Genomic DNA, 22,295 nt, shown 5'->3' on the forward strand with positions numbered 1-22,295 from the left:
GACCTTCACAATCCCGCGAACACGGGGGAAAGAGGAATGGTTTGCGTGCTAAGGCTTGGGAATGCGCTCGCGCGCCTTGTGCACTTTGTCGGGGTTGACCGCCACCTTGATCTTTTCAAAGTTGACCGGCATGGTGATGGCGGTGCGCGGCTCGGCCGTGCTCTTGCATTCGTATTTGGCCAGCGGCATGGCATCGCTGCCCACGATGCTGATGACCCAGGGCGTATTGGCGCGCTCGCCGCGCTGCACCGCTACCGCGATTTCGCCGTTGGCCAGCTTGACGTAGGTGCCCGGCGGGTAGAAGCCCACCGCCTGCGCCATGGCAGAGCCCAGACCGAGGTCGTCGCCATTGGCGCCAAACACCATGGTCTTGACCGCCTCCACCGGCGACAGTGCCGAGCGCGTCTTGCGCGCAGCCGTGCGCGCCACAAACATGTCGGCCAGATTGAGCAGACGCCGGCTGTGCAGAGCGGATGGCAAGGCCTCCCGGGACAGCGGTGCGTGGTGCCAGCGCACCAGATCCAGATGCAGGGGATCGTCCACGCCCAGGTCGCGCAATAGCTTCTCGCCCAGCACCGGGTGTTCAGCCACCAGGGTGCGCTGCCATGCGTTGATGGGCGTGGTCTGGCGCGACATGCTGTCTTGCTCACGGGCCATGCCGATGTTCATGGTGAGCGCGGCAGACACCAGCGGCTGGCGCTGCAAAGGCGTGTAGCCCAGCTTGATGGCGGTGAGTTCGCACACCACGGCGCACAATAAGGCGTGTGTGGCGCAATAACCCAGGCTGTTGTCGGTCAGCGCCTGGAACAGCTGGAACAGGCTGCCGTCCACATCCTGCTGCACCAGCTCCAGCGCTTTGTGCTCTATGCCCTTGAGGCGCGGCAAGGGCTGTATTGCCAGACCGCCTTGGTACAGGATGCCGCGCAGCACTTCCTGCAAGTCCAGCCAACCACCGCTGAGCTGCTTGCCGACGATGTAGTCGGTTTCTCGGATTTCACTGGGCAGCGTCAATTTGGTGAGCTCGCGCGCATCGACACCACTGTTGAGCATTTCATGCAACAGCCGTTCATAGGCACGCTGCCACGCAATGGCATCGCTCTCACGCGCGCTCGCATTGAAGCTCTGCAACTTCTCCCTGTGCTGGTCGGACAGTATGGGCTGCCCCTTGCGCAGCAGCAGTTGCCCGCTGTCGCTGACCAGGTCCACCGGCAGTGGCTTGCCCACCTCCAGCATGGCTACAGGGATAGGAACGTATTTCATGCATCCACCACCACTGGGACACGTGCGGCCAGTGCACACATCAACTCGTACGCCAGGGTGCCCGCCTTGGCCGCCACTTCATCGATGGGAAGCACTGCGCCATTGGCGGCGCGCCCCCAGAGGGTGACTGTGCTGCCCATGCCGGCATTTGGCAGGTCCGTCAGATCCACGCTGAGCATGTCCATGCTGACGCGACCCAGCGTCTGGCTGCGCGCGCCATCCACCAGCGCCGGTGTGCCGGTGGGGCAGATGCGCGGATAGCCGTCGGCATAGCCGCAGGCCACCACGCCAATGCGCATGGGTGCCGTTGCCACAAAGCTGGAGCCATAACCCACCGTGTCGCCCGGCTGCAGATGCTGCACACCAATGATCTTGGCCTCCAGCGTCATGGTGGGTTGCAAACCCCAGTGGGCGGCGCTGTGCTCGGGAAAGTCCGGCGCACTGCCGTACACCACGATGCCGGGGCGCACCCAGTCGCTGGCACCGGGCACACCCGCGTGGCGCAACACCGCGGCACTGTTGCTCACCGTGCGCTCGCCGGGCAGATCGCGGGTGGTAGCATCGAACACCTGCATCTGCCGTGCTATGCCGGCAGCGCCATCGGCGTCGCTGAAATGGGTCATGTGGGAAATCTCGTCCACCTGCGGCAGGGCGTTGAGGCGCGTCCAGGCACTGCGGTACTGCTCGGGCCGAAAGCCCAAGCGGTTCATGCCGCTGTTCATCTTGAGGAACACCCGTTGCGGCACGTTGGTCTTGTGGGCGGCCAGCATGTCGATCTGCTCATTGCAGTGCACCGCATGCCAGAGGTCCAGGCGTGAACACAGTTCCAGGTCGCGCTGCTCGAACACGCCTTCGAGCAGCAGCACCGGACCGCGCCAGCCCAGATCGCGCACGCGCTGGGCTTCGGCCAGATCCAGCAAGGCAAAGCCGTCAGCACCGCGCAGGCCGTTGAAGGCACGCTCGATGCCGTGGCCATAGGCATTCGCTTTCACGACCGCCCAGACCCGGGCGTCCGGCGCGTGGCTGCGGGCGACGTTGAGGTTGTGGGCCAGGGCTTGGGTGTGGATGGTGGCTAGGATCGGACGGGGCATGGTGGATGGTAGAGAAGGCTGCTTTCCCCGATTTTGACACTGCATGCCGTGCTATAACCGCACATCGTTTGAAGCCCCATCACAATACCCACAGCGTTGGTCACTCCAGCGCGGCATTCCCGGATCAATGAAACGCGGCTTTTTCACCATCATGTCGGCGCAGTTCTTCAGCTCGCTGGCCGACAACGCACTGTTTGTGGCAGCGGTGCAACTGTTACGTGGCGGAGGTGCTCCCACCTGGCAACAGGCGGCGCTGGTGCCCATGTTTGCTTTGTTTTACGTGGTGTTGGCGCCTTTTGTGGGCGCGTTTGCCGATGCCTTGCCCAAGGGGCGCGTGATGCTGCTGAGCAATTCCATCAAGGTAGTGGGCTGCCTGATGATGCTGTTCGGCACGCACCCGCTGATGGCCTATGCCGTTGTGGGTCTGGGGGCTGCGGCCTACTCGCCCGCCAAATACGGCATCCTCACCGAACTGTTGCCAGCGTCCCAACTCGTCAAGGCCAATGGCTGGATCGAGGGCCTAACCATCTCCTCCATCATTCTGGGCGTGCTGCTGGGCGGCCAGTTGGTCGGTCCCAAGATTTCCGCGCATCTGCTGGCGTTTGACCTTCCTCTGATAGACACCGGCATCAATACACCGCCAGAAGCCGCCATCTGCGTGCTCATTTTTGTCTACTTGCTGGCGGCCTGGTTCAACACACGCATTCCGCTCACCGACTTTCCGTTGCGTCCCATGCCGCGCAACTTCCTGGGACTGCTGCCCGATTTCTGGCACTGCAATGTGCGGCTGTGGCGCGACCGCCTGGGACAGATCTCGCTGTCCACCACCACCCTGTTCTGGGGTGTGAGCGGCAACCTGCGCTACATCGTGCTGGCCTGGGCTGCGGCCGCGTTGGGCTATAGCGTGACGCAGGCCTCCGCCCTGGTCGGCGTGGTGGCCATCGGTACGGCCGTGGGTGCGGTAGCCGCTTCGCTGCGCATGCGGCTGGAGCACGCCACCAACGTCATGCCGCTGGGCATAGGCATGGGGCTGCTGGTCATCCTGCTGAACTTCATCGACAACGTCTGGGTGGCAGCACCCTTTCTGGTGCTGCTGGGCGGGCTGGGCGGCTTTCTGGTCGTGCCCATGAATGCCCTGCTGCAGCACCGCGGCCACAACCTGATGGGCTCGGGTCGCTCCATTGCCGTGCAGAACTTCAACGAGCAGGCCTGCATCCTGGGGCTGGGCGGCTTCTACAGTCTGTCCACCGGACTGGGACTGTCGGCGTTCGGCGCCATCACGGTGTTCGGCGTGGTGGTGGCCGGCTTCATGTGGGTGATCAAGCGCTGGCACGAGCGCAACTGCATCGAGCACTCCGCCGAGGTCGAATACCTGCTCGACATTGCCCGCAACGACGACATGCACAGCTGAAGCTGTGCATGCGCGCCTTCAGGTGAATTGCTCGGTATCCACTTCGCTGGTGGCTTGCGGGTCGTAGCGCGGCCCGTGCACCGTGCTGTTGTTGATCAGGCCTTCGAGCTGCTGCATCACGTCGGCGCTAAGCACCACGTTGTCAGCTGCGGCGTTTTCCAGAATGTGATCGAACTTCTGGCTGCCCGGAATCGGAATGATGTGCGGCGCCTTGTGCAGCAGCCAGGCCAGCGCCAGTTGCGACGGCGTGCAACCCACCTGCTCCGCCAGTTGCCGGTAGGGCGTAAGCAGCTCCAGATTTTTGGCGTAGGTCGCAGGCTCGAAGCGGGGCATGCTGCGACGTATGTCCTTGGCGTGCAGCGCAGTGACATCGTGCAACCGGTCGCACAGATAGCCGCGCGCCACCGGACTGAATGCCACAAAGGCCACGCCCAGCTCGCGGCAGGCGTCCAGTGCGGCGATTTCCGCATTGCGGCTCCAAAGCGAATACTCGGTCTGCAATGCGGTGATGGGGTGCACTGCATGGGCGCGGCGCAAGGTGACAGCAGATACCTCGCTCAAGCCGATGCTGCGCACGTAGCCCTTTTCCACCATGCGGGCCAACGCACCCACGCTGTCTTCAATCGGCACCTTGCGGTCCCAACGGTGCAGGTAATACAGATCGATGACATCCACACCCAGGCGGCGCAGGCTGGCCTCGATCTGGCGCATCAGGGTTTCGGGACTGCCGTCGATCACGCGCACCGGCTTGCCATCGACCTTGGTGATCTCCATGCCGCATTTGCTGGAGAGTATGTAGTCGTTGCGACGGCTGCGCAGCACGCGGCCCACGCGCTCTTCGTTCATGCCGGCGCCATACAGCGTGGCGGTATCCATCAGGGTGTAGCCCGCGTCCAGGGCACCCAGCAGGGCCCGTTCGCCTTCCTCTTCACTGACCGCCGGTCCATAGGCATGGTCCAGGTTCATACACCCCAGACCGATGCGCCCGACCTGAAAACTTCCCAGTGCACGCTTTTGCATTTCAACCTCTTGTTTGGTAACGACTTGATAAGCGGGCCATACCTTACCTCAACTTGCAAAGAGGCTACTTCAGCGCCTGCAGCAAGGCCGCATACAGAACGCGGGCAGGCAGCGGCTTGGTCACGAAGCCATCCATGCCGGCCTCCATGCAGCGCACCCGATCCTCCACAAACGCATTGGCTGTCATCGCCACAATGGGCACATCCCCATAGTTCGGCAACTGACGGATGGCGCGGGTGGCCTCCAGCCCGCTCATGCGCGGCATCTGCATATCCATGATGATGAGGTCGTAGCGGAGCTGACCCGCCCGCTCCACCGCTGCCACGCCATCCTCCGCGACGTCCACCACAAAGCCGGCCTCCTCCAGCATGTAGCTGGTGATCTCGCAGTTGACCGGCTCGTCTTCCGCCAGCAGCACGCGCTTGCCGGCATGGCGGGCTTGCAACAGCATGCGCAATTCGTCGTCGTCTGCATCGCTGTCTGCGAAATCCGCGTCCGGGTTCTTCTCCAGCCGCACCGTGAACCAGAAGGTACTGCCCGCACCCGGCGCGCTGGTGGCGCCGGCCTCGCCGCCCATGAGGCGCGCCAACTGGGCCGTGATGGCCAGGCCCAGACCGGTTCCGCCGTACTTACGCGTGATGGAGTTGTCCGCCTGCTCAAAGGCCTCGAACAACCGCTGCAGGGCCTGGGGTTCAATGCCGATGCCGGTGTCCTCCACCTCCAGGCGCAGAGTGACACTGGTCGGCGTTTCCTCCAGCAGCATGGCCCGCACGATGATCTTGCCGGACTCGGTGAACTTGACCGCGTTGGAGGCGTAATTCAGCAATGCCTGCTGCAGCCGCGTGACGTCACCAATCAGGTTGAACGGCATGGCGGGCACCTCGCTGACCAGCTCCAGGTTCTTGGCGCGGGCGCGGTCCGCCACCATGGACATCACATTCGCCACCACCTGTTCCACGCGCAGGGGCACGGCTTCGAGGGTGAGCTTGCCCGCATCTATCTTGGACAGGTCCAGGATCGCGTCGATGATGCGCAGCAGATGCCGGCTGGCACCCTCCAGCTTGTCCAGCCGGTTCGATTGCTCGTGCGTGAGACCGTCCTTGCGGATGAGTTGCGCCATGCCGGTGATGGCGTTCAGGGGCGTGCGGATCTCATGGCTCATATTGGCCAGGAAATCCGCCTTGGCCCGCGACGCGAACTCGGCGTCGATGCGGCGCTGCCGGTCTTCAATCGCATCCAGCCCATAGGCGAGATTGCCCGCCAGCTCCTCCAGCAGAACCACCTCATCCGCAGCAAAGGCGTCTTCCTCGGCGGCATAGATGGAAACCACTCCCCGCATGCCGCTCTTCTTGGCAAATGGCAGGGCAATGCTGGAGCGGTAGCCATGGATGAGCGCCGCCTCGCGCCATGGGGCCGTGTTGGGGTTCTGCAAGTAATTGCGATTGACCTGCACGACACCGGACCGCAGCGCTGTGCCTACCGGGCCCCTGCCATATTCGGAGTCGCCGCTCCAGGAAATCTGTATCGTTGCCAGATAGCCGTCATCAATGCCCCACTGCGCTTCTGGCACGACCGACCGCTTGTCATCCTGCTGCGAGTAACCCACCCAGGCCATGCGGTAGCCACCCTTTTCGCAGACCAGGCGGCAGATGTCTTCCAGCAGCTGGTGCTCACCTTCGGAGCGCGCCAGCGTGATGTTGGTATCGCTCACCAGGCGCAGGGCACGCGCCGCCCTCTCGCGGGCTTCTTCCGCATGGCGGCGCTGTGTGACGTCATGAAAGTTCACCACCACCTGCTTGAGCGGGCCATCGGTCTCGAACTCGGGAAATGCGCTGACCTCCAGCCACACCACGTCCTCACGACCCGGCACGCGCACGCCCAGTGCGATGTCCTTGAGTGCCTTCTGTTCACGAATCACCCGGCTGATTGGGTATTCGTCCGGGGCCAATCGGTGGCCGGTGGTGTCCACAAAGCACCAGGCTGGATCGACTGCCACCTTGCCTTCCATCTGCTCCCGGCTCAGGCCCAGCAGTTTGGAGGCAATGGCATTGCTGAACAGCACATGGGTGTCCGGCGCGTGCACGACCAGCCCGGTCTGCAGATTCTCCAGCAGCGTGCGCTGGCGCAGTTCGGTCTGTGCAAGCTCGGCATTTTTGCTCTCCAGCGCCCTCTGGCTGTTCTGGAGTGAATCCACCAAATCCTGCAAGCGCATGCGCGACTGGCTGATCTGGCGCGCCAGCACCAGTATCGAAAGAACCAGCAATGCGGCCAGGCTGAGCACCTCTGCCGCCTGGCGCTGCCACCCCTGAAGTGCCGCATCCACCGGCATGCCCACATTCACCACGTAGCTGTACTTCACACTGCGCCGGTACGACGAGAGCCGAGGAATCGCATCCGGCCCCAAGTCGTCGCTGAAATAGGTTCCCTGCACCGGGTCACGCTTGAAAGCCTGCTCAAAGCTCCTGCTGATTCGCATGCTCCCCATAGGCATTTGGTTTTCACCACCGAACACCTTGCGAACCATCAGGCTCATATCCCGGTGCCGTAGCGTCAGCGAACCACCGTCCTCCATGGGTACTTGGGACAGCAAGGACTTGAGCTCGTCCAATGTCACAGAGGCGTACACGATGCCGGCAAAGCTCCCGTCATCATGGTTGAAACGACGTGCAAAGGTGACCACCGCCAGGCCAGAAGTCCTGCTGACAACAGGCTTGGCCATGAACAGACCGGCCCCCGGGTCATCACGCAAATAGACGAAGAACTCGCGGTCGCCCACGCTCACCGCGGTTGCTGGAAGGTCCGGCCCATACACCACCCGACCCTGCGCGTCGGTTGCCCGCAGATAGGCCACGTGCCGTACCCGTCCGGCCTGTGTTTCCAGGTAGCGGGTAATGGCCGCGCGCTCGGGATGCAGGGTTGCGCTCTGACGTTTGATTTCATCAGCCGACGCCAGCAGTGCCACGTCAATCTGATCAATCAGGCCGTCCACCGTCTGGTTGACCGATGCCGCCAGGTTTTGCGTGGTACTGCGCAGGCGCGCCGTGGCGCTTGCGCGCAACTCAAGGACCGCGTAGAGGGAGCCCACGCAGAGCAACAGGCAGACCGTCAACGCTGCGCCATACAGGAACCTGCGCTCCTTGCGCGCAGCATGCCTATCGGGGTTGACGTTCACTGCAGTTTCCATCGGGCTGCGGATCCTTTATTTGGATCTATCTTAGCCCCCGAGCACCCCGAACTGCTTACAGCGGCGCCCAGGCATACCAGGGCGCCGTCAACGCACCGGCCTGTTGCCAGATTGCCAGATACACCTGGCGCCCATAGAAGAACGGCATGCCCCAGGCAAAGGAGCCGCCCGCCGTGGGTGTGGCACCCGCCGCGTCGCCAAAAGCGGTATTGCTGGTGGCAAACAGACCTTCGGCATTGCCGATCTGGAACGCCACCGGCACCCGGTTCTGCGTGGGGTTGTCACCATCTGACACCAGTGCACTCACGTTCAGCGTGCTCTTGGGGCAGTACCAGGTGGAGCCCTGGCAGCGCGGCAACGTGGCATCGGTAAAGAACAGGCCGTTGGTGCCGGTGTCCAGGTAACTGCCGGCAAAGGTGGTGCCGTTGTACTGCGTGCTGACGTTCAGGTAAGCGTTGGGGTGGTTGATGTAGTCCACACCCAGATAGACCTTGGTGGCATTGGATGGCACGGTGTTGTTGGCCGCACTGTTGAGGCCCAGGATCAACTCGCCGCTGGCGCTGGCCGCGCCCGGGTCGCCCACGGCGGGCATCTTCAGCACCACGCCGTTGTTGTAAGGCGCAGGCAGCGCAGCCACCGGGTTGTAGACCTGCAGATTGGCCGGCACCGCAGCGGGCGTACAGGCCGCGGAACTGGTGGCGCCCTGCGGGCAGCTGTAGTACTGCACAAAAGTCCCGCTGTAGTTGCCCGCCACGCAGTTCAGTCCGCAGTCCAGCGTGGTGCTGCCGATGCCCAGAATGCCGTTGGAGCCCAGTGTGGCCGCCGAGTCCAGGATGTTCCTGTCGGCGGCGTTGTAGCAGTCGCTGGTGTAGCGGACGGCGGCATTGGGATCGTCCTCGATCAGCTGCACCGCCACGGCTGTGGCGGTCTGCTGGCCCAGCACCACATCGGCCACGGCATTGGCGCCCCACAGTCCGCCGATGACGAACGGAAAACACTCCCAGGCGTTCTGGGTCGGGCCTTGTGCCAGCGTGACCGGTGGCAGATTCAGCGTCTTGACTTTGCTGGCCAGCACGCGCAAACCCACCGAGCCGGTATCCACCTGCACATGGTCGATCGACACACAGCGGCTGGCATCGCCGGGCGCGCACACGGTGACGGTGGCATACAGGATGTTGGCATTGGGTGTGAACTGGAAGGCACGCGGCCCGTCCTCCACCTTGACCGGCAGGTTGTTCACCGTCTGCACAAACGCGGTTGCCACCGCCGGGCTCAAGCCCAGGCTGTTCAGGCCGCTGCCGCTGATCGTGGTGGTGGTGGAGTCACCACCACCGCCGCCACCGCAGGCCGCGAGCACGGCCACGCAGCACAACACTCCCATCCATGTGCACCAAGCTCGCATGCGACTACTCCCAGCCCAGGCTGGCGACACTCACACCCGGCGGCAACAACGAGCGGCGGTAGGCATAGCCCACATATGCCTGCAAGTGCCCGGACGATTGCACCACCACATCGCTGTCGTCATGGCGGAACTGGCGCTGGATGCCGCCACGCTGCGCCGCCGCTTGGGCCGCGCTGGCGTAGCCGGGAAATGCGCTGCCCAGCAGGACGGAGAGGTCGGGCTTGGAGCGGGTGTTCCACCGCAGCGCAAACACCCGCCCATTGCCCGCCAGGTACTGCACCACCCGCGAGCCGTCGGGTAGCTGCAGCTCCTGGACGGTGTAGCGCATCATGGCCGCCACGGAACGGCGCGCACCCAGTTGCGTGCCTTCACGCTCCACCGATGCCTGGGTTTCCCCCAGCGCAGCCCAGGCTGTTGCGGCATGCGCACACAGCAGCGTGACAAGCCACGCATGGCGCCCGCGGCGCGTACGGCTACTGGAAGTCATAGCGGTAGCCCAGGTAGAAGAAGTACGACTCACTGCTCTCGTGGTTGCCGGGACCGTCGGTCTGCGAAGTCTCGTAAATGCCCTCGGCCATCAGGTTGGCCCGGTTGGAGAGCTTGTAGGACACCCGCAGCCCGGGCGAGATGCGAACCACCTTGGTGTCGGTGTTGTCGGTCTGCGTGTAGTAACGGATGGAGGGCTCCAGGCTGAGCTTGTTGCCCATGAAACCGGTCAGGTTGTTGTACGCCAGCTGGGTGCCGTTCATGGTGTCGCTGCTGATGAAACTGACGTTGAAGCCATTGATGTCACGGCTGGAATACAGGTTGGAGCCGGTGAGCTGGAACGACACGTTGTACTGCGCGCCGGTGGCGGGCTGGGCCTGGAAGTTGCCCACTGCAGGCAGCGCGCCCACATCGGCATAGCGCAGGTCCATGGAGCCCTGCCACTGGCTGGAGAGGGCTCGCGAAAAGCTCAGCATGGCCTGGCGCGCCTCGGCCGCAGTGCCCAGCGCCAAGGCCTGCGCCTGGTCCAGGCTCATGGTCTGCAGCAGCGTGGACAGCGACGACTTGCCCGATGCGATGAGCGCGTCGCTGAGCTGCAGCGAGGGCGCCTTGCGATCATCCACCAGCATGGTCACCGTGGTGTCGTACGGTCCCTGGAACGAACCCTGCAGCGTGAAAGCGTTGAGCACATTGAAGTTGATGTCGTAGTCGAGCTGGGTGTACATGGACAGCGTGTCACCGAAGTAGCGCACCTCCATGCCAATGGCGCGGCGGTCCGAGATGCCCTCGGTGGTCTGCTCCACCAGCGAGATGTTGCCGCCCCAGTGCTCGAACAGGTTGTCGGCCTCCAGCATCACGCCGGCCAGGTTCTGCTGCGGCGCCGACACCAGTGTGTTGGCCGGTACGCCCACCATGGCATCGAGTTTGTAGTCTTCCCACACCGGCATGGCCATGGACACGCCATCAAACAGGCCGAACAGCGAGCCGCCAATGGCCGATTGGCGCCCCACCCGCAGGTCCAGCCGGTTGCTAAGGTTGCGGTAGTCCACATAGGCGGCACTCACCAGCCCCTGTGTGGTGGAACTCAGGCTGCTGGCCGTGGACAGGTTGTCGGAGTGGGAGCCGCGCATCACCAGCTTGGTGACCGAGTCGTCGCCCTCGTAGCGGCCGGTGGCGTCCCAGCTGGAGACCAGCACCGACTGGTTGGTGCGGGTCAGCGTGTTCTGGTCGATGCCGGAGGCGATGTTGACCAGCGAGTCGGTCTTGGTCTGGCCGCCGTAGTAGTACTGCGAAATGCTGCCGGTGGCGCTCATGCGCTTTTTCTCGGCGGTTGCAGCTGCTGCAGGCGCAGCAGCCGTGGCCGGTGCCACCGCACCTAGCGCCTGCAGCCGCTGCGTCACACGGGCCACCGCTTCGCCCTGCGGATACAGGCGCAGGTAGAGCTGGTATTCGGTGCGCGCCTTGTCGCTGCGGCCCATGGCTTCCCAGGTGCGGCCTATGAGTTCCTGCGCCTCGGGCGTAGACGGGTTGGGCGGCAGCATCAGGGCCTGGTTCAGGCTGTCGATGGCATCCTGGTAGCGCTGCGCGGCAAAGGCGGTGCGCGACTGCTCCAGCAACGCTGCGCCCTGACCATCCACGTCGCTCACGTTCACTTCCACCTGGGGTTGCGACGCGGACCGCGTCGGTTGCGCCGCCGCGGTTGTGTTGGGGGGCGCTGGCAGTGCAGCGGTCGGCGTCGGCGTATCCAGACTTTGCACGCTGGCCTGCGGGAACGCCCGCAAGGCGCGCTGGCGCACTTGCTGCGCATCCTGTTCGCTGCGGAAGTAGCCCAACACCAGGTCATAGCCCGCGTTGCTGCCACGGCTTTGCGTGAACACTTCGTAGTTCTGGAACTCGGCTGGTATGCGGGGCGTGGCCGCGCCGTCCACCACGGCCGACTGCAGCACCACCGCGTAGTGCCGATCCCGCGCGTCCTCGGCCATGGCCGGCAAGGTGGGGGCCTGCGTATCTGCTGCGGCGTTGCCCAGCACCAGATCGATGGTGCGGGCGCCCGGCCCCTGGCGCGCCTGCAGCAGCACCTTGCGGCTCAGATGCAGGCTGATCAGCTTGGTCTGCGCGCGCTGCACCGGCACGTAGCTGAGGTCTATGGTGGGTCGCTCGCCGTCGCCGGATAGCCGCTTGCCTTCTTCCACCGACTGGGTCAGCACCGCTTCTTCTGCCGCGACGATCTGAAAACCCAGCTGCGCCAGATCGGTGGGCACGGTGTTCGAGGGCGCCTGGCGCAGAAAGCGCACGTTGGCCGCAAAGGTGATGCGCGCCACGGTGGATGCGCCGTCGGCCAGCCACTCCACGCTCTCAATGGTCTGCGCCTGCGCAGCCAGGCTCCACAGCAACAAAGCCATGCCCAACCCAAGCCCCATGCGTGCTGACGTCTTCACTCAGGGCCCTGTCGGTATCGGTTTGGTGCGGGTCAGGCCACGCATCTGGCGCGGAATGATTTCACCGTTGGTGATATGGCAGCCCACGCAATTCATCGGGTCGCCAGAGGGCTGGTACTGCGGCGAGAGATGCTGGTAGGTCACCGGCTTCCAGCCCGTGGTCTTATGGCAGCTGTCGCAGGAGCGCGCCGTCATGAAGTGGCCTGCGGGCTTGGCCGAGGCACTCATGCCGTTGTGGCAGGCCATGCAGGTGTTGGGCGACACGCCGTTGTGGTTGAACTGCGCCGGCGTCCAGGTGGTGGTGCGGTGGCAGGTGTCGCAGGAGTTGGGCACCATCAAATGGCGCGGTGGCATGCCCGAGGCGGACTTGCCGTCGTGGCAGGTCTTGCACTGGCCGGGTCGCACGCCTTGGTGATCGAAGCTATTGCCCAGGGTGCCGCGGCTGGGCTTGCCGGCCTGCAGATTGGGGCGGATGCGGCCCATGTCCGGGCTGACCAGCGCTTCGCGCATCATGGGGCGCTGCAGGGCGCGGAAGCCGCCGTTGAAACTGTGGCAGTTGCTGCAGTCGTTGGGCGCCTTGCGGCTGGCCGTGGTGTGCTTGCTCGGCACACGGGTGAGCAGGTTGGTGACGTTGGTCCACGACAGACCGTACTCATGGCAGCTCTGGCACTGGATGCTGGCCAGCGCGGCGTTGGCATGCATGGTGGAGGCGGCGGTGCCGCTCTTCATGTTGACGCCGCTGAACGCCGTGGTGCCCACGTGGCAAGCGTCGCAGCTGAGCACCCCGGTAGGCACGTGCGAGGCCACGGCGGCCACGGTCTTGGGCTGGTAGTTGATGGGCGGCGGCGAGGTACACGAAGCCTGCGTCGTGCAACCGGCAAAGGGTGCAGTGCCACTGGTGCCGCCCGTGCCCACCACGTGGCAGGTCTTGCACGATGCGTTGCCCAGCGTGGCGGCGGTGTACTTCACCACGGCGGTGGGGATGGTGATGCCGGTGTGCAGGATGGCGTTCGATGCCAAGCCGCCGGTGCTGGAGTAGTCGCCCGGTGTGGTGTGGCAGGTGGCGCAGGACGTCACTGTGGTGGGCATGTGGCCGGCCGGCTTGCCCTCGGCAGTGAAGGCGCTGGTACCGGCGTGGCAGAGTGAGCAGTCGCCCGTGTCCAGCGTACTGCCGGTATGGCCCGCATCGGTGTAGCCGTAGGTGGTGGCGGTGGCGCCGGGGCGCGTCTGGAAGCCGTTGTAGGCCTGGGTGGGCACGGCCAGATTCAGGCTGGCCGGTGTACGCGGGTAATTGGCCATGCCCAGCCACACATAGGCGCGCTCGTGGCAGGTCTTGCAGGCAAAGCCGGTGCTGTTGGCATGGATCACCGTGCCGGAGGCCAGCGGCGAGGCAAACCGGGTACCGGTGCTGGTCACGGACACCAGGCCGCTGGGCACGGTGGCCGAGTGGCAGGTTTCGCAGCTTGCGGTGTAGGGAATATGCGTGCCTGAGCCCGGCGTATTGCTGGACGCGGGGATGGCCACCAGTGCGGTGACGCCACTGAAGGTGGTGTTGCTGATGCCAGGGCCGTGGCATGCGGCGCAACCGGTAGAGAAGCCCGCATGGCTGAACTTGCCACCGGCAAAGCTGGCACCGGTCTGCACCGGCGTGGTGGTGGGCACGTGGCAGACCTCGCAACCGGTGGAGCCGAACGGAATGTGGTTGGACACGCTGGCCGGCGACTTGATGCTGAAACCTACGGAGGGAATGGCGTAGGTCGCGGCATTGGCCGAGCTATGGCACTGCGCGCAGTTGCTGGTGGTGGATGGCGCGTAGGTGTGGATGTTGGTCACCGTGGGCAACGGGCTGAAGTCGATGGTGCTGGTGACATAGGCGCCGCCCACCAATGACAGGTTGGTGTGGCAGTTCTGGCACTGTGCGCTGGCACTGGTGGGTATGTGGTTGGCCGGCTTGGCTACCGCGGAGAAGTTCACCGTGCTGCCGTGGCAATTGGAACAGTCGCCTGTGGCGGGGTGGTTGGCATCATTCACCGAAGGCGAAGTGCCGCCACTGACCGGCCGCGTCTGGAAGCCGGTGTAGGTTCCGCCACTGACATAGGTGCTCAGGTTTTGCGGATACAGGCTGATGTTGACCCAGGTCTTGCCGTTCTCATGGCAGGTGTTGCAGCCGGTGGTCACGCCGGTGTGGATCATGGCGCCGGTGGGCGTGGGGCTCTTGAACTTGGTGAGGCCCGGCGTGGTCACGCTGGCCGAGGCCGACACCAGCGTGGACGGCGTAGCGCCCAGGTGGCAGACCTCGCAGCTGCTGTTCACCGGCGAGGGAATGTGCCCCGTGCTGCCGGAAGTGGTGGCAGGCAGCACCACGATGGCACTGATGCCCTTGAAGCTGCTGGCGCTGATGCTGCTGCCGTGGCAGGCATCACAGCCGTTGCTGATGCCGCTATGGCTGAACTTGCCCGCGGCAAAGGTGGTGCTGGTACTGCCCGCCTTGGACAGGCCAGTAGGAATGTTCAGGTGGCAGACGCCGCAGTCCAGCCCTGCCGGGTTGGGCACGTGCGCGGGCGAGAGCAGCGGCGTGGTCGGCGTGACCGGAACCAGGCCACCCTGGAAGCTGCCGGAGTTGATGCTGCTGTCGTGGCAGGTAGCGCAGGACGATGTCACGCCGCTGTGGCTGAAGGCCGAGTTGGCGAAGGTGGGGCTGCCGGTCACCGGCGTGCTGGCGATGCTGGAGTTGCTGCCCACGTGGCAGCTTTCGCAGCCCAGGTTGGCCATGGGGATGTGGTTGTTGGCCGGTGCCTTGATGGTCATGGCCGCGGTGTTGTAGAGCGCGGCATTGGCGGCGCTGTGGCACTGGGCGCAGTTGGTGCTGGTGGACGGCGCATTCGCGTGGATGGCCGTGATGGTGGGCATGGCACTGTAGTTGGTGCTGGTGTGGCAGTTGCTGCAGGCCACGTTGGCCGTGGGGATGTGGTTGGCTGGCTTGACGTTGGTGGCCCATTCCACAAAACCGCTGTGGCAGTTGGCGCAGTCGCCGCTGGCCGGGTGCACGCTGTCGGCCACGCTGAAGGTGGTGGGGCTGGCGTAGGGCCGTGTCTGGAAGCCGCGGAACGGCGCGCTGGTGGTGATGGGATACGGCGACATGCTCATCCATTGCATGTCTTTTTCGTGGCAGCTGGCGCAGCCGCTGGTGACGCCGCTGTGGATCATGGTGGAGGTGGGCGCGGGCGCCAGGAAGCCGCTGTTGGGCGCCGCATGCGCCGCATTGCCCGGCACCAGGCTGGACGGCATGCTGCCCAGGTGGCAGTTCTCGCAGGTGGTGGATGTGGGCAGGTGCGAGGTGGAAGCGGCGCTGGCCGAGGGCGGCATGACCACGATGGTGCCAATGCCCTGGAAGCTGGTGCCGCTGATGCTTTGGCCATGGCACTCGGCGCAGTTGGCCGACATGCCGGTGTGGCTGAACGCCGATGACGCGAAGGTGGGCGCGCCGGTGACCGGCGTGGTGGCCATGCTGGAGCCGCTGCCCACGTGGCAGCTCTCGCAACCCAGGCTGCGCATAGGCACGTGGTTGGTGCCCGGGCCGACGATGGTGCGGCTGGCACTGCTGTAGGTGGCAGCATTGGCCGCACTGTGGCACTGGGCGCAGTTGCTGCTGGTGGACTGGATGTTGGCGTGGATGGCCGTGATGGTGGGGTGCGTGCCCCAGCTCACGTGGCAGGAACTGCAGCTGGCACTGGCCGCATAGGGAATGTGGTTGGCCGGCCTGGAAGGTGCACCGAAGGCCGATGTGTCGCCATGGCACTGGACGCAGTCACCCGTGGTCGGGTGGCCCGCATCAGCCATCGAATAGCCCGCGGCGGCGGCCTGCGGCCGGGTGTGGAAACCGGTGTAGAGCTGCGACGGGTTGCTGGCGTTGAAGGTGGCGGGGCTGCGCGGGTAGGCGCTCATGCCCACCCAGGACATGCCGGCCTCGTGGCAGCTGGTGCAACCGGAAGCGATGCCGTTGTGGATGGCCGTGGTGTCAGGCGGCGCGGTGGCAAAGCCGCTGCCGGGCACGGTGCGTGGCGTGGTCACCGCCATCAGCGTAGAGGGGATGCTGCCCGCGTGGCAGTTCTCGCAGGTGGTGGAGCTGGGGATGTGGGCCGTGGCGCCACTGGTCGGCGGCATCACCACGATGTTGCTCACACCGTAGAAGGTGCCGCCCGTCACCGTGGGGCCGTGGCAAGTGGCACAGCCGGTGGTGATGTAGGTGTGGATGAACTGCCCACCACTGAATGAGGGGCTGCCGCTGTAGCCGGTGGAAGGCACCAACCCGCTGGGAATGCTGTTGACGTGGCAGGTTTCACAGTCGATGTTGTTGGACACCGGGATATGGCTGGGCGTCAGGCTGGCCACGGTCTTGGGTGTCACGCCGTCAAACGTGCCGGCCACCACGTTCACGCCGTGGCAGGTGGAGCAGCCGGTGCTGATGCCGCTGTGGCTGAAGGCCGAGCCGGCAAAGCTGGCACCGGTGGTGACCGGCGTGCTAGTGATGCTGGAGCCGGTACCCACGTGGCACTGCGCACAGCCCAGGTTGCCCATGGGAATGTGGTTGACGGTGGGCGTCTTGATCGGGTTCTGCGTAGTGGTGGGCGCATACAGCGCGGCATTGGCCGTGCTGTGGCACTGCTCGCAGTTGCTGCTGGTGGACTGCAGCTTGGCGTGGATGGCGGTGACCGTGGGCGCCACGCCGAAGCTGGTGTGGCAATCACCGCAGGCGGCAGTGGAGAGATAGGGAATGTGGTTGGGCGGCTGCGAGGGCTGGCCAAACGCCGTGGTGTTGCCATGGCACAGCGAGCAGTCGCCCGAGCTGGTATTGGGGTGGGCGGCGTCGGCGATGGAATTGCCTCCACCACCGGAGACTGGCCGCGTCTGGAAGCCACGGTACAGCGTCGTGGTGCTGGCCTGCAGCGTGGAGTAGTTGCGCGCGTAGGCGCTCAGGTCCATGCCGGCCCAAGTCATGCCGGCCTCATGGCAGCTGCTGCAGCCGGAGGTCACGCCGTTGTGGAGGGTGGTGGCCGAGGGCGGTGCATTGCGGAACAGGCTGCTGCCGATGGTGGCGCTTGAAGACGCCGGCACCAGCGTGCTGGGCTTGGCACCGGCGTGGCAATCCTCGCAGGTGGTGGATGTAGGCAGGTGCGACGTGCTGCCCGAAGGCGAGGTCGGCGGCATCACGATGAGCGGGTTCACACCAAAGAAGCTGCTGCCCGACAGCGTAGGGCCATGGCAGGAAGCGCAGCCGGTGCTGATGCCGGTATGGCTGAACTGCGCGTTGGCAAAGGTGGTCATGCCCGCTGACGGCACCAGGCCGCTGGGGGCGCCCGCCACGTGGCAACTGTCACAGGCTGCCGTGGTGGGCACGTGCGCGGGCGACAGGCTGCCCATGGTCATGGGGAAGACCCCTGCAAAGCTGGAGGCCGTTACGGTTGAACCATGGCAGGTGGCGCAGCTGACGGTAGTTCCAGCGTGGTTGAACAGCGAGCCCGAGAACCGGGCGCCATCGGGCACTGGTGTAGTGGCGATGCTGGAGTTGGCGCCCACGTGGCAGCCCTCGCAACCCAGGGTGCCGGTAGAGATGTGCTTGGCCGGTAGCGTGACGATGCCGGTTCCATTGCGCATGTTGGCACCGTACAGCGCCGCGTTGGCGGGGCTGTGGCATTGGTCGCAACCCGTGCTGGTGGACTGGATGTTGGCGTGGATGGCCGACACCGTGGGCAGCGCGCTGAAGTCGCCGTGGCATGCGCCGCAGGTGGCAGACGCCGCATACGGTATGTGGTTGGCAGGCATGGCCGGGCCGCCGAAGGCCACGGTATTGCCGTGGCACTGCGCGCAGTCGCCGGTGGCCGGGTGGGAGCCATCCGCCAGGGAGAAGCCGGCTCCCGCACTGGTGGGCCGCGTGTTGAAGCCGTTGTAGAGCTGGTTGGGGTTACCGGCGTTGAAGCTGGCCGGCACACGCGGATAGGCGGTCATGCCGAGCCAGGACATACCGGCTTCGTGGCAGCTGTTGCAGCTGGCCGAGGTGCCGTTGTGGATCATGGTGGCGGTAGGCGGCGCGTTCTGGAAGCCGCTGCCCGGCAAGGTGTGACCGGCGGTAACGGACAGCAGTGTGGACGGCACACTGCCGGCATGGCAGTTCTCGCACGTGGTAGTGGTAGGAATGTGCGACAGGTCGCCCGCAGGCGATGTGGGCGGCATGGTGACGATGCCGGTGATGCCGTAGAAGGTGCCGCTGCCCACGCTGGCGCCGTGGCAGGTCTCGCAGCCGCTGCTGATGCCGCTGTGGCTGAAGCGCCCGCCGGCAAACGTGGTGCCGGAAGTGGCGCCGGTGAGCGGCACCAGGGTGGCGGGCACGCTGTTCACGTGACAGGTTTCGCAGGCCAGTGCGGTAGGCACGTGGGGCGGGTTGAGCGTGGCCTTGGTCTTGGGCACCACCCCATAGAAGGTGCCGGTGGTCACGCCGTCGCCATGGCAGTTGGCGCAGCCGCTGCTGATGCCGCTGTGGCTGAAGGCTGCGTTGCCGAAGTTGGCACCGTTCTGCACCGGCAAAGTCAGGCTGGAGTTGCTGCCGACGTGGCAGGCGCCGCAGTCCAGCGAACCCATGGCGATGTGGCCGGCGGGAGGCGACACGATGGCCGGCACCATGGTGGGCATGGCGTAGACAGCCGCATTGGCGCTGCTGTGGCACTGGGCGCAGTTGGTGGCGCCGCTGACCATGGAAGCTGCGGGCGCATTGGCGTGGATGGCTGCGATGCTGGGCATCTGCGCGAAGTTGGCCGTGTTGTGGCAGGTGCCGCAGGCGGCACCGGTGGCAATCGGGATGTGGTTGGCGGGCCGCTGGATGGCGCTGGGGTTGAACGAGATGCCCACGTGGCAGTCAGAGCAGTCACCCGTCTGCGGGTGCTGGGCATCGGCCACGTTGAAGGTACCCGCGGCGAGCTGGGGCCGGGTCTGGAAGCCGGTGTAGCCCGTCATGGGGTAGAGCTGCATGCCCAGCCACTGCGCATTGGTGTCGTGGCAGGCCACGCAGTTGCTGGTCACGCCGCTGTGCACCATGGTCACCGTGGGCTTGGGCAGCTGGAAAGCGGTACCGGGCACGGTGCTGGTGGCATTGGGGTTGATGAGCCCCGAAGGCATGTTGGCGGTGTGGCAGACCTCGCAGTTGGTGGAACTGGGGATGTGCGAGCGCACACCCGGGCTGCTGGAGTCGGGCATGACCACGATGCTGCTGATGCCAGCAAAGCTACTACCCGTGATGCCCGGGCCGTGGCAGCTGGCGCAGCCGCTGGTGATGCCGGTATGGGTGAACTTGGCATTGCTGAACTTCGCTCCTTCCACCACCGGCAGGGTCAGGCTGCTGCCGGCGCCCACGTGACAGGTTTCGCAGCCTTGTCCGTTCATGCCGATGTGGTTACCCGGCGCCCCGACCAGTGGCGGCGACATAGTGGGCATGGCGTAGGCCGCGGCGTTGGCCGTGCTGTGGCATTGCGCGCAATTGCCGGTAGTGGACTGCGCGTTGGCATGGATGGCGGTGATGCTGGGCATCACCGAGAAGTCGGAATTGGTGTGGCAGGCCACGCAGGGAACGGCTGCGGTCGGGATGTGGTTGGCCGGCATCTTGGGGCCGGTGAACTGGAGCGTGGTATGGCACTTGCCGCAGGGCGTGTTGTTGCCCAGCACCGCCATGTGCATGGCGTCGGACGGGTTGGTCACCACGCCCGGATGGGGGTTGCGCGAGTCGTGGCAGTTCAGGCAGGTTTGTGGTGCCACCGAGACGTGGCTGAAGACGCGTAGCGCATCCTGGAACTGCGACATGTTGGGTGCGTGGCACGACTCACACGGCGCATTGCGCGTGGGAATGTGGTTGGTCGGCATGACCGTGGTGGCACGCGGATTGTTCCAGCCGTGGCAGGCCTCACAGGTCTTGGGTGTGCCCTTGAAGATGCCCTTGGTATGGCAGGTCTCGCAGCGCACATTCTGGTGCTGGGCATTGAGCACGAAGCCGGTGCTGCTGTGGTCGAAGTCGGCGCCGGTCTGCTGCGCATGGGCGATGTGGAGCAGGCCCAGTTGCAACAGCACCAGAGCCAACAACCTCCACCAGTTTCCCCAAACAACGCGCATTGATTTTGTCTTCATGGAAGAGCCCCCTGTCCAACGCGGCTCTTCACCTTCTTCCAGCTCTCCACCAGGTGACACTGTTCACAGCGGGGGCCGAAACCTCCGTTGTGCACATCCTGACTCCGATGGCACGAAACACAGGCGGTGCCCAGTGGCGCTATGTCCTTGCCCGCGGGGGCCGGCCGCTTGTGGCAGCTCTCGCACGCTGCTTTGGCATGCGCGAACTCCAGGCGGTACTGGGTCTGGTTGTCGTGGTCGAAAGACCAGGTGCTCCAGGCCCGGGTGTTGTGACAGGACTCACAGCGCACACCGAGTACTTGCTTGTGCTTGTCCTCGTTTTTATGGCAGGAGAAGCAATCTCTCGGCGCGTCTTTGTAACGGAGTGTTGCGTGGCACTTGCTGCATTCGGTCAGGATGTGCCGCCCTGTGAGCGGGAAGCGCGACTTGCCATGGTTGAAGGTTGTGCCTCTCCAGCTCTTGTCGCTGTGGCAGCTGTCGCACTTCTCGCCGAGCTGGGTCTGGTGCTCATCGTCCTTCTTGTGGCAACTGATACATGCAACAGGCGTGTTACGAAAACTCACCAAATCCTTGTGGCATGCGCTGCACTCCACACCGGGTGCGGCATGCGCATTGCGCAGCGCAAAGCGTGTGCGCTCGTGGCGGAAGCGCCCGGACGTATTTTTCCAGCCCTGCTCGCCGTGGCAGCTGGCGCAATCGTGGCCCAGGGTGTCCTTGTGCTTGTCGTCCTTTTTGTGGCAGCTGTAGCAATCCTTGGCAGCGTCCTTGAAGACCTGGCTCTTGTGGCATTCCTTGCATTCCACCTTGGCGTGCTTACCCAGTAGCGGAAAGTCGGTCTTCTGGTGGTTGAACTTGCCCACCTCCTTCCAGTCCTTCTCCATATGGCAGGCCGCACAGTTGGTGCCCTGGGTTTCCTTGTGCTTGTCGTCCTTCTTGTGGCAGGCGTAGCAGTCCTGGCTTAGCTTGTCCTTGTACAGGTTGCCACTGTGGCAGCTCTTGCAGCTGGCGTCGTGGTGCTTGCCCTTGAGCACATATTTGGTGTCGGTATCGTGGTTGAAGTTGGCCGGCTTCCAGGCCTTGGTGCCGTGGCAGGTGTCGCACTTCTCACCGAACTGGCCCTTGTGTCCTTTTTGCTCATCCACCTTGCGGTGGCAGGCGTAGCAGGTGGTGGGTGTGTCCTTGTAGACATTGTCCTTGTGGCAGTCGGTGCACTTGGTGTCCACATGTTTGCCAGTGAGCGGGAACCGGGTGGTGTCGTGGTCGAAGCGGGCCTCCTTCCAGTCGGACTCGGTGTGGCAGTCGGCGCACTTGGGCCCGAGCTGGCCTTTGTGCTTGTCGTCCTTCTTATGGCAGCTGTTGCAGTCCTGCGCCGCCTCACGGAACTTCTTGCCGGTCACGTGGCATTTCTCGCACGCCACTTTGTCGTGCTTGCCGCGCAGCGTGAAGTCGGTCTTCTTGTTGTGCTCGAAGGTCTTGTGGTCAAAACCGGTGGTCTTGAGCTCACGCCCCTTGTGGTCGGTGTGGCAGGTCTTGCAAGGTACGGGCTGCTCCAGCCGCCCGTGAAAGCCCGCCTTGGCGCGCACATCGGCACCGACCTCCTTGTGGCAGGCCATGCACAAGCCGTCCTGCGCCTTGCGGTCCAGGCGCACATGGCATTGCTTGCAGTCGTCCTCGTATTTGGCGTGGTCCTGCATCAGCTTGCCCGGCGCCATGATGGATTCAATACCTTGTGCATGCACCGCGGTCTCCCCCACAAGCAACAACCCCAGAAGCAACAGACACAACACATGGCATATCGCTTGCGGTATTCGGGTGGATGTCGCCATGGTGTCGC

10 protein-coding genes are annotated in these 22,295 nt (G+C 64.6%); 1 reads left to right on the top strand and 9 read right to left on the bottom strand.

Annotated elements, in window-relative coordinates; genetic code table 11:
* Positions 1–48: 48 nt before the first annotated feature.
* Together AC1RMF_RS09985 and alr are read right to left on the bottom strand one after the other, a co-directional pair.
* Entirely contained in the window at positions 49–1,260 is a 1,212-nt protein-coding gene (locus AC1RMF_RS09985) for an HD-GYP domain-containing protein (protein WP_493141330.1), read from the bottom strand.
* Complete coding sequence (alr, locus tag AC1RMF_RS09990) at positions 1,257–2,351, bottom strand: alanine racemase (protein WP_493141331.1); 1,095 nt, start codon at positions 2,349–2,351, stop codon at positions 1,257–1,259. Before alr ends, AC1RMF_RS09985 begins: the two co-directional genes overlap by 4 nt.
* A gap of 127 nt (positions 2,352–2,478) precedes the next feature.
* Between alr and lplT the strand changes: the two genes are divergently transcribed.
* Positions 2,479–3,762, top strand: a complete 1,284-nt coding sequence (lplT, locus tag AC1RMF_RS09995) for a lysophospholipid transporter LplT (protein ID WP_342619740.1) — start codon at positions 2,479–2,481, stop codon at positions 3,760–3,762.
* A gap of 18 nt (positions 3,763–3,780) precedes the next feature.
* On the opposite strand, the gene AC1RMF_RS10000 is transcribed toward lplT, so the two are convergent.
* The 7 genes from AC1RMF_RS10000 to AC1RMF_RS10030 all read right to left on the bottom strand — a co-directional run bounded on the left by AC1RMF_RS10000 (position 3,781) and on the right by AC1RMF_RS10030 (position 22,287).
* The gene (locus AC1RMF_RS10000) at positions 3,781–4,782 is read right to left on the bottom strand and encodes an aldo/keto reductase (protein ID WP_493141332.1); all 1,002 of its coding nucleotides are present in this window, start codon (positions 4,780–4,782) and stop codon (positions 3,781–3,783) included.
* A 64-nt stretch (positions 4,783–4,846) separates the two neighbouring features.
* The gene (locus AC1RMF_RS10005) at positions 4,847–7,966 is read right to left on the bottom strand and encodes a response regulator (protein WP_493141333.1); all 3,120 of its coding nucleotides are present in this window, start codon (positions 7,964–7,966) and stop codon (positions 4,847–4,849) included.
* 55 nt (positions 7,967–8,021) lie between these two features.
* Positions 8,022–9,368: a DUF3443 family protein gene (locus AC1RMF_RS10010; RefSeq protein WP_493141334.1), complete on the bottom strand. Its 1,347-nt coding sequence runs from the start codon at positions 9,366–9,368 to the stop codon at positions 8,022–8,024.
* 4 nt (positions 9,369–9,372) lie between these two features.
* Positions 9,373–9,855, bottom strand: a complete 483-nt coding sequence (locus tag AC1RMF_RS10015; protein WP_493141335.1) for a DUF2844 domain-containing protein — start codon at positions 9,853–9,855, stop codon at positions 9,373–9,375.
* Positions 9,842–12,292 carry a tetratricopeptide repeat protein gene (locus tag AC1RMF_RS10020; protein ID WP_493141336.1) on the bottom strand — a complete coding sequence of 817 codons (2,451 nt, stop codon included), beginning with the start codon at positions 12,290–12,292 and terminating at the stop codon, positions 9,842–9,844. Before AC1RMF_RS10020 ends, AC1RMF_RS10015 begins: the two co-directional genes overlap by 14 nt.
* Positions 12,293–20,461, bottom strand: a complete 8,169-nt coding sequence (locus AC1RMF_RS10025; RefSeq protein WP_493141337.1) for a cytochrome c3 family protein — start codon at positions 20,459–20,461, stop codon at positions 12,293–12,295.
* The gene (locus AC1RMF_RS10030) at positions 20,458–22,287 is read right to left on the bottom strand and encodes a cytochrome C (RefSeq protein WP_493141338.1); all 1,830 of its coding nucleotides are present in this window, start codon (positions 22,285–22,287) and stop codon (positions 20,458–20,460) included. The genes AC1RMF_RS10025 and AC1RMF_RS10030 overlap by 4 nt, the downstream gene beginning before the upstream one ends.
* Between the last annotated feature and the right edge of the window lie 8 nt (positions 22,288–22,295).

This window comes from Rhodoferax sp. GW822-FHT04A08 (assembly GCF_058801025.1).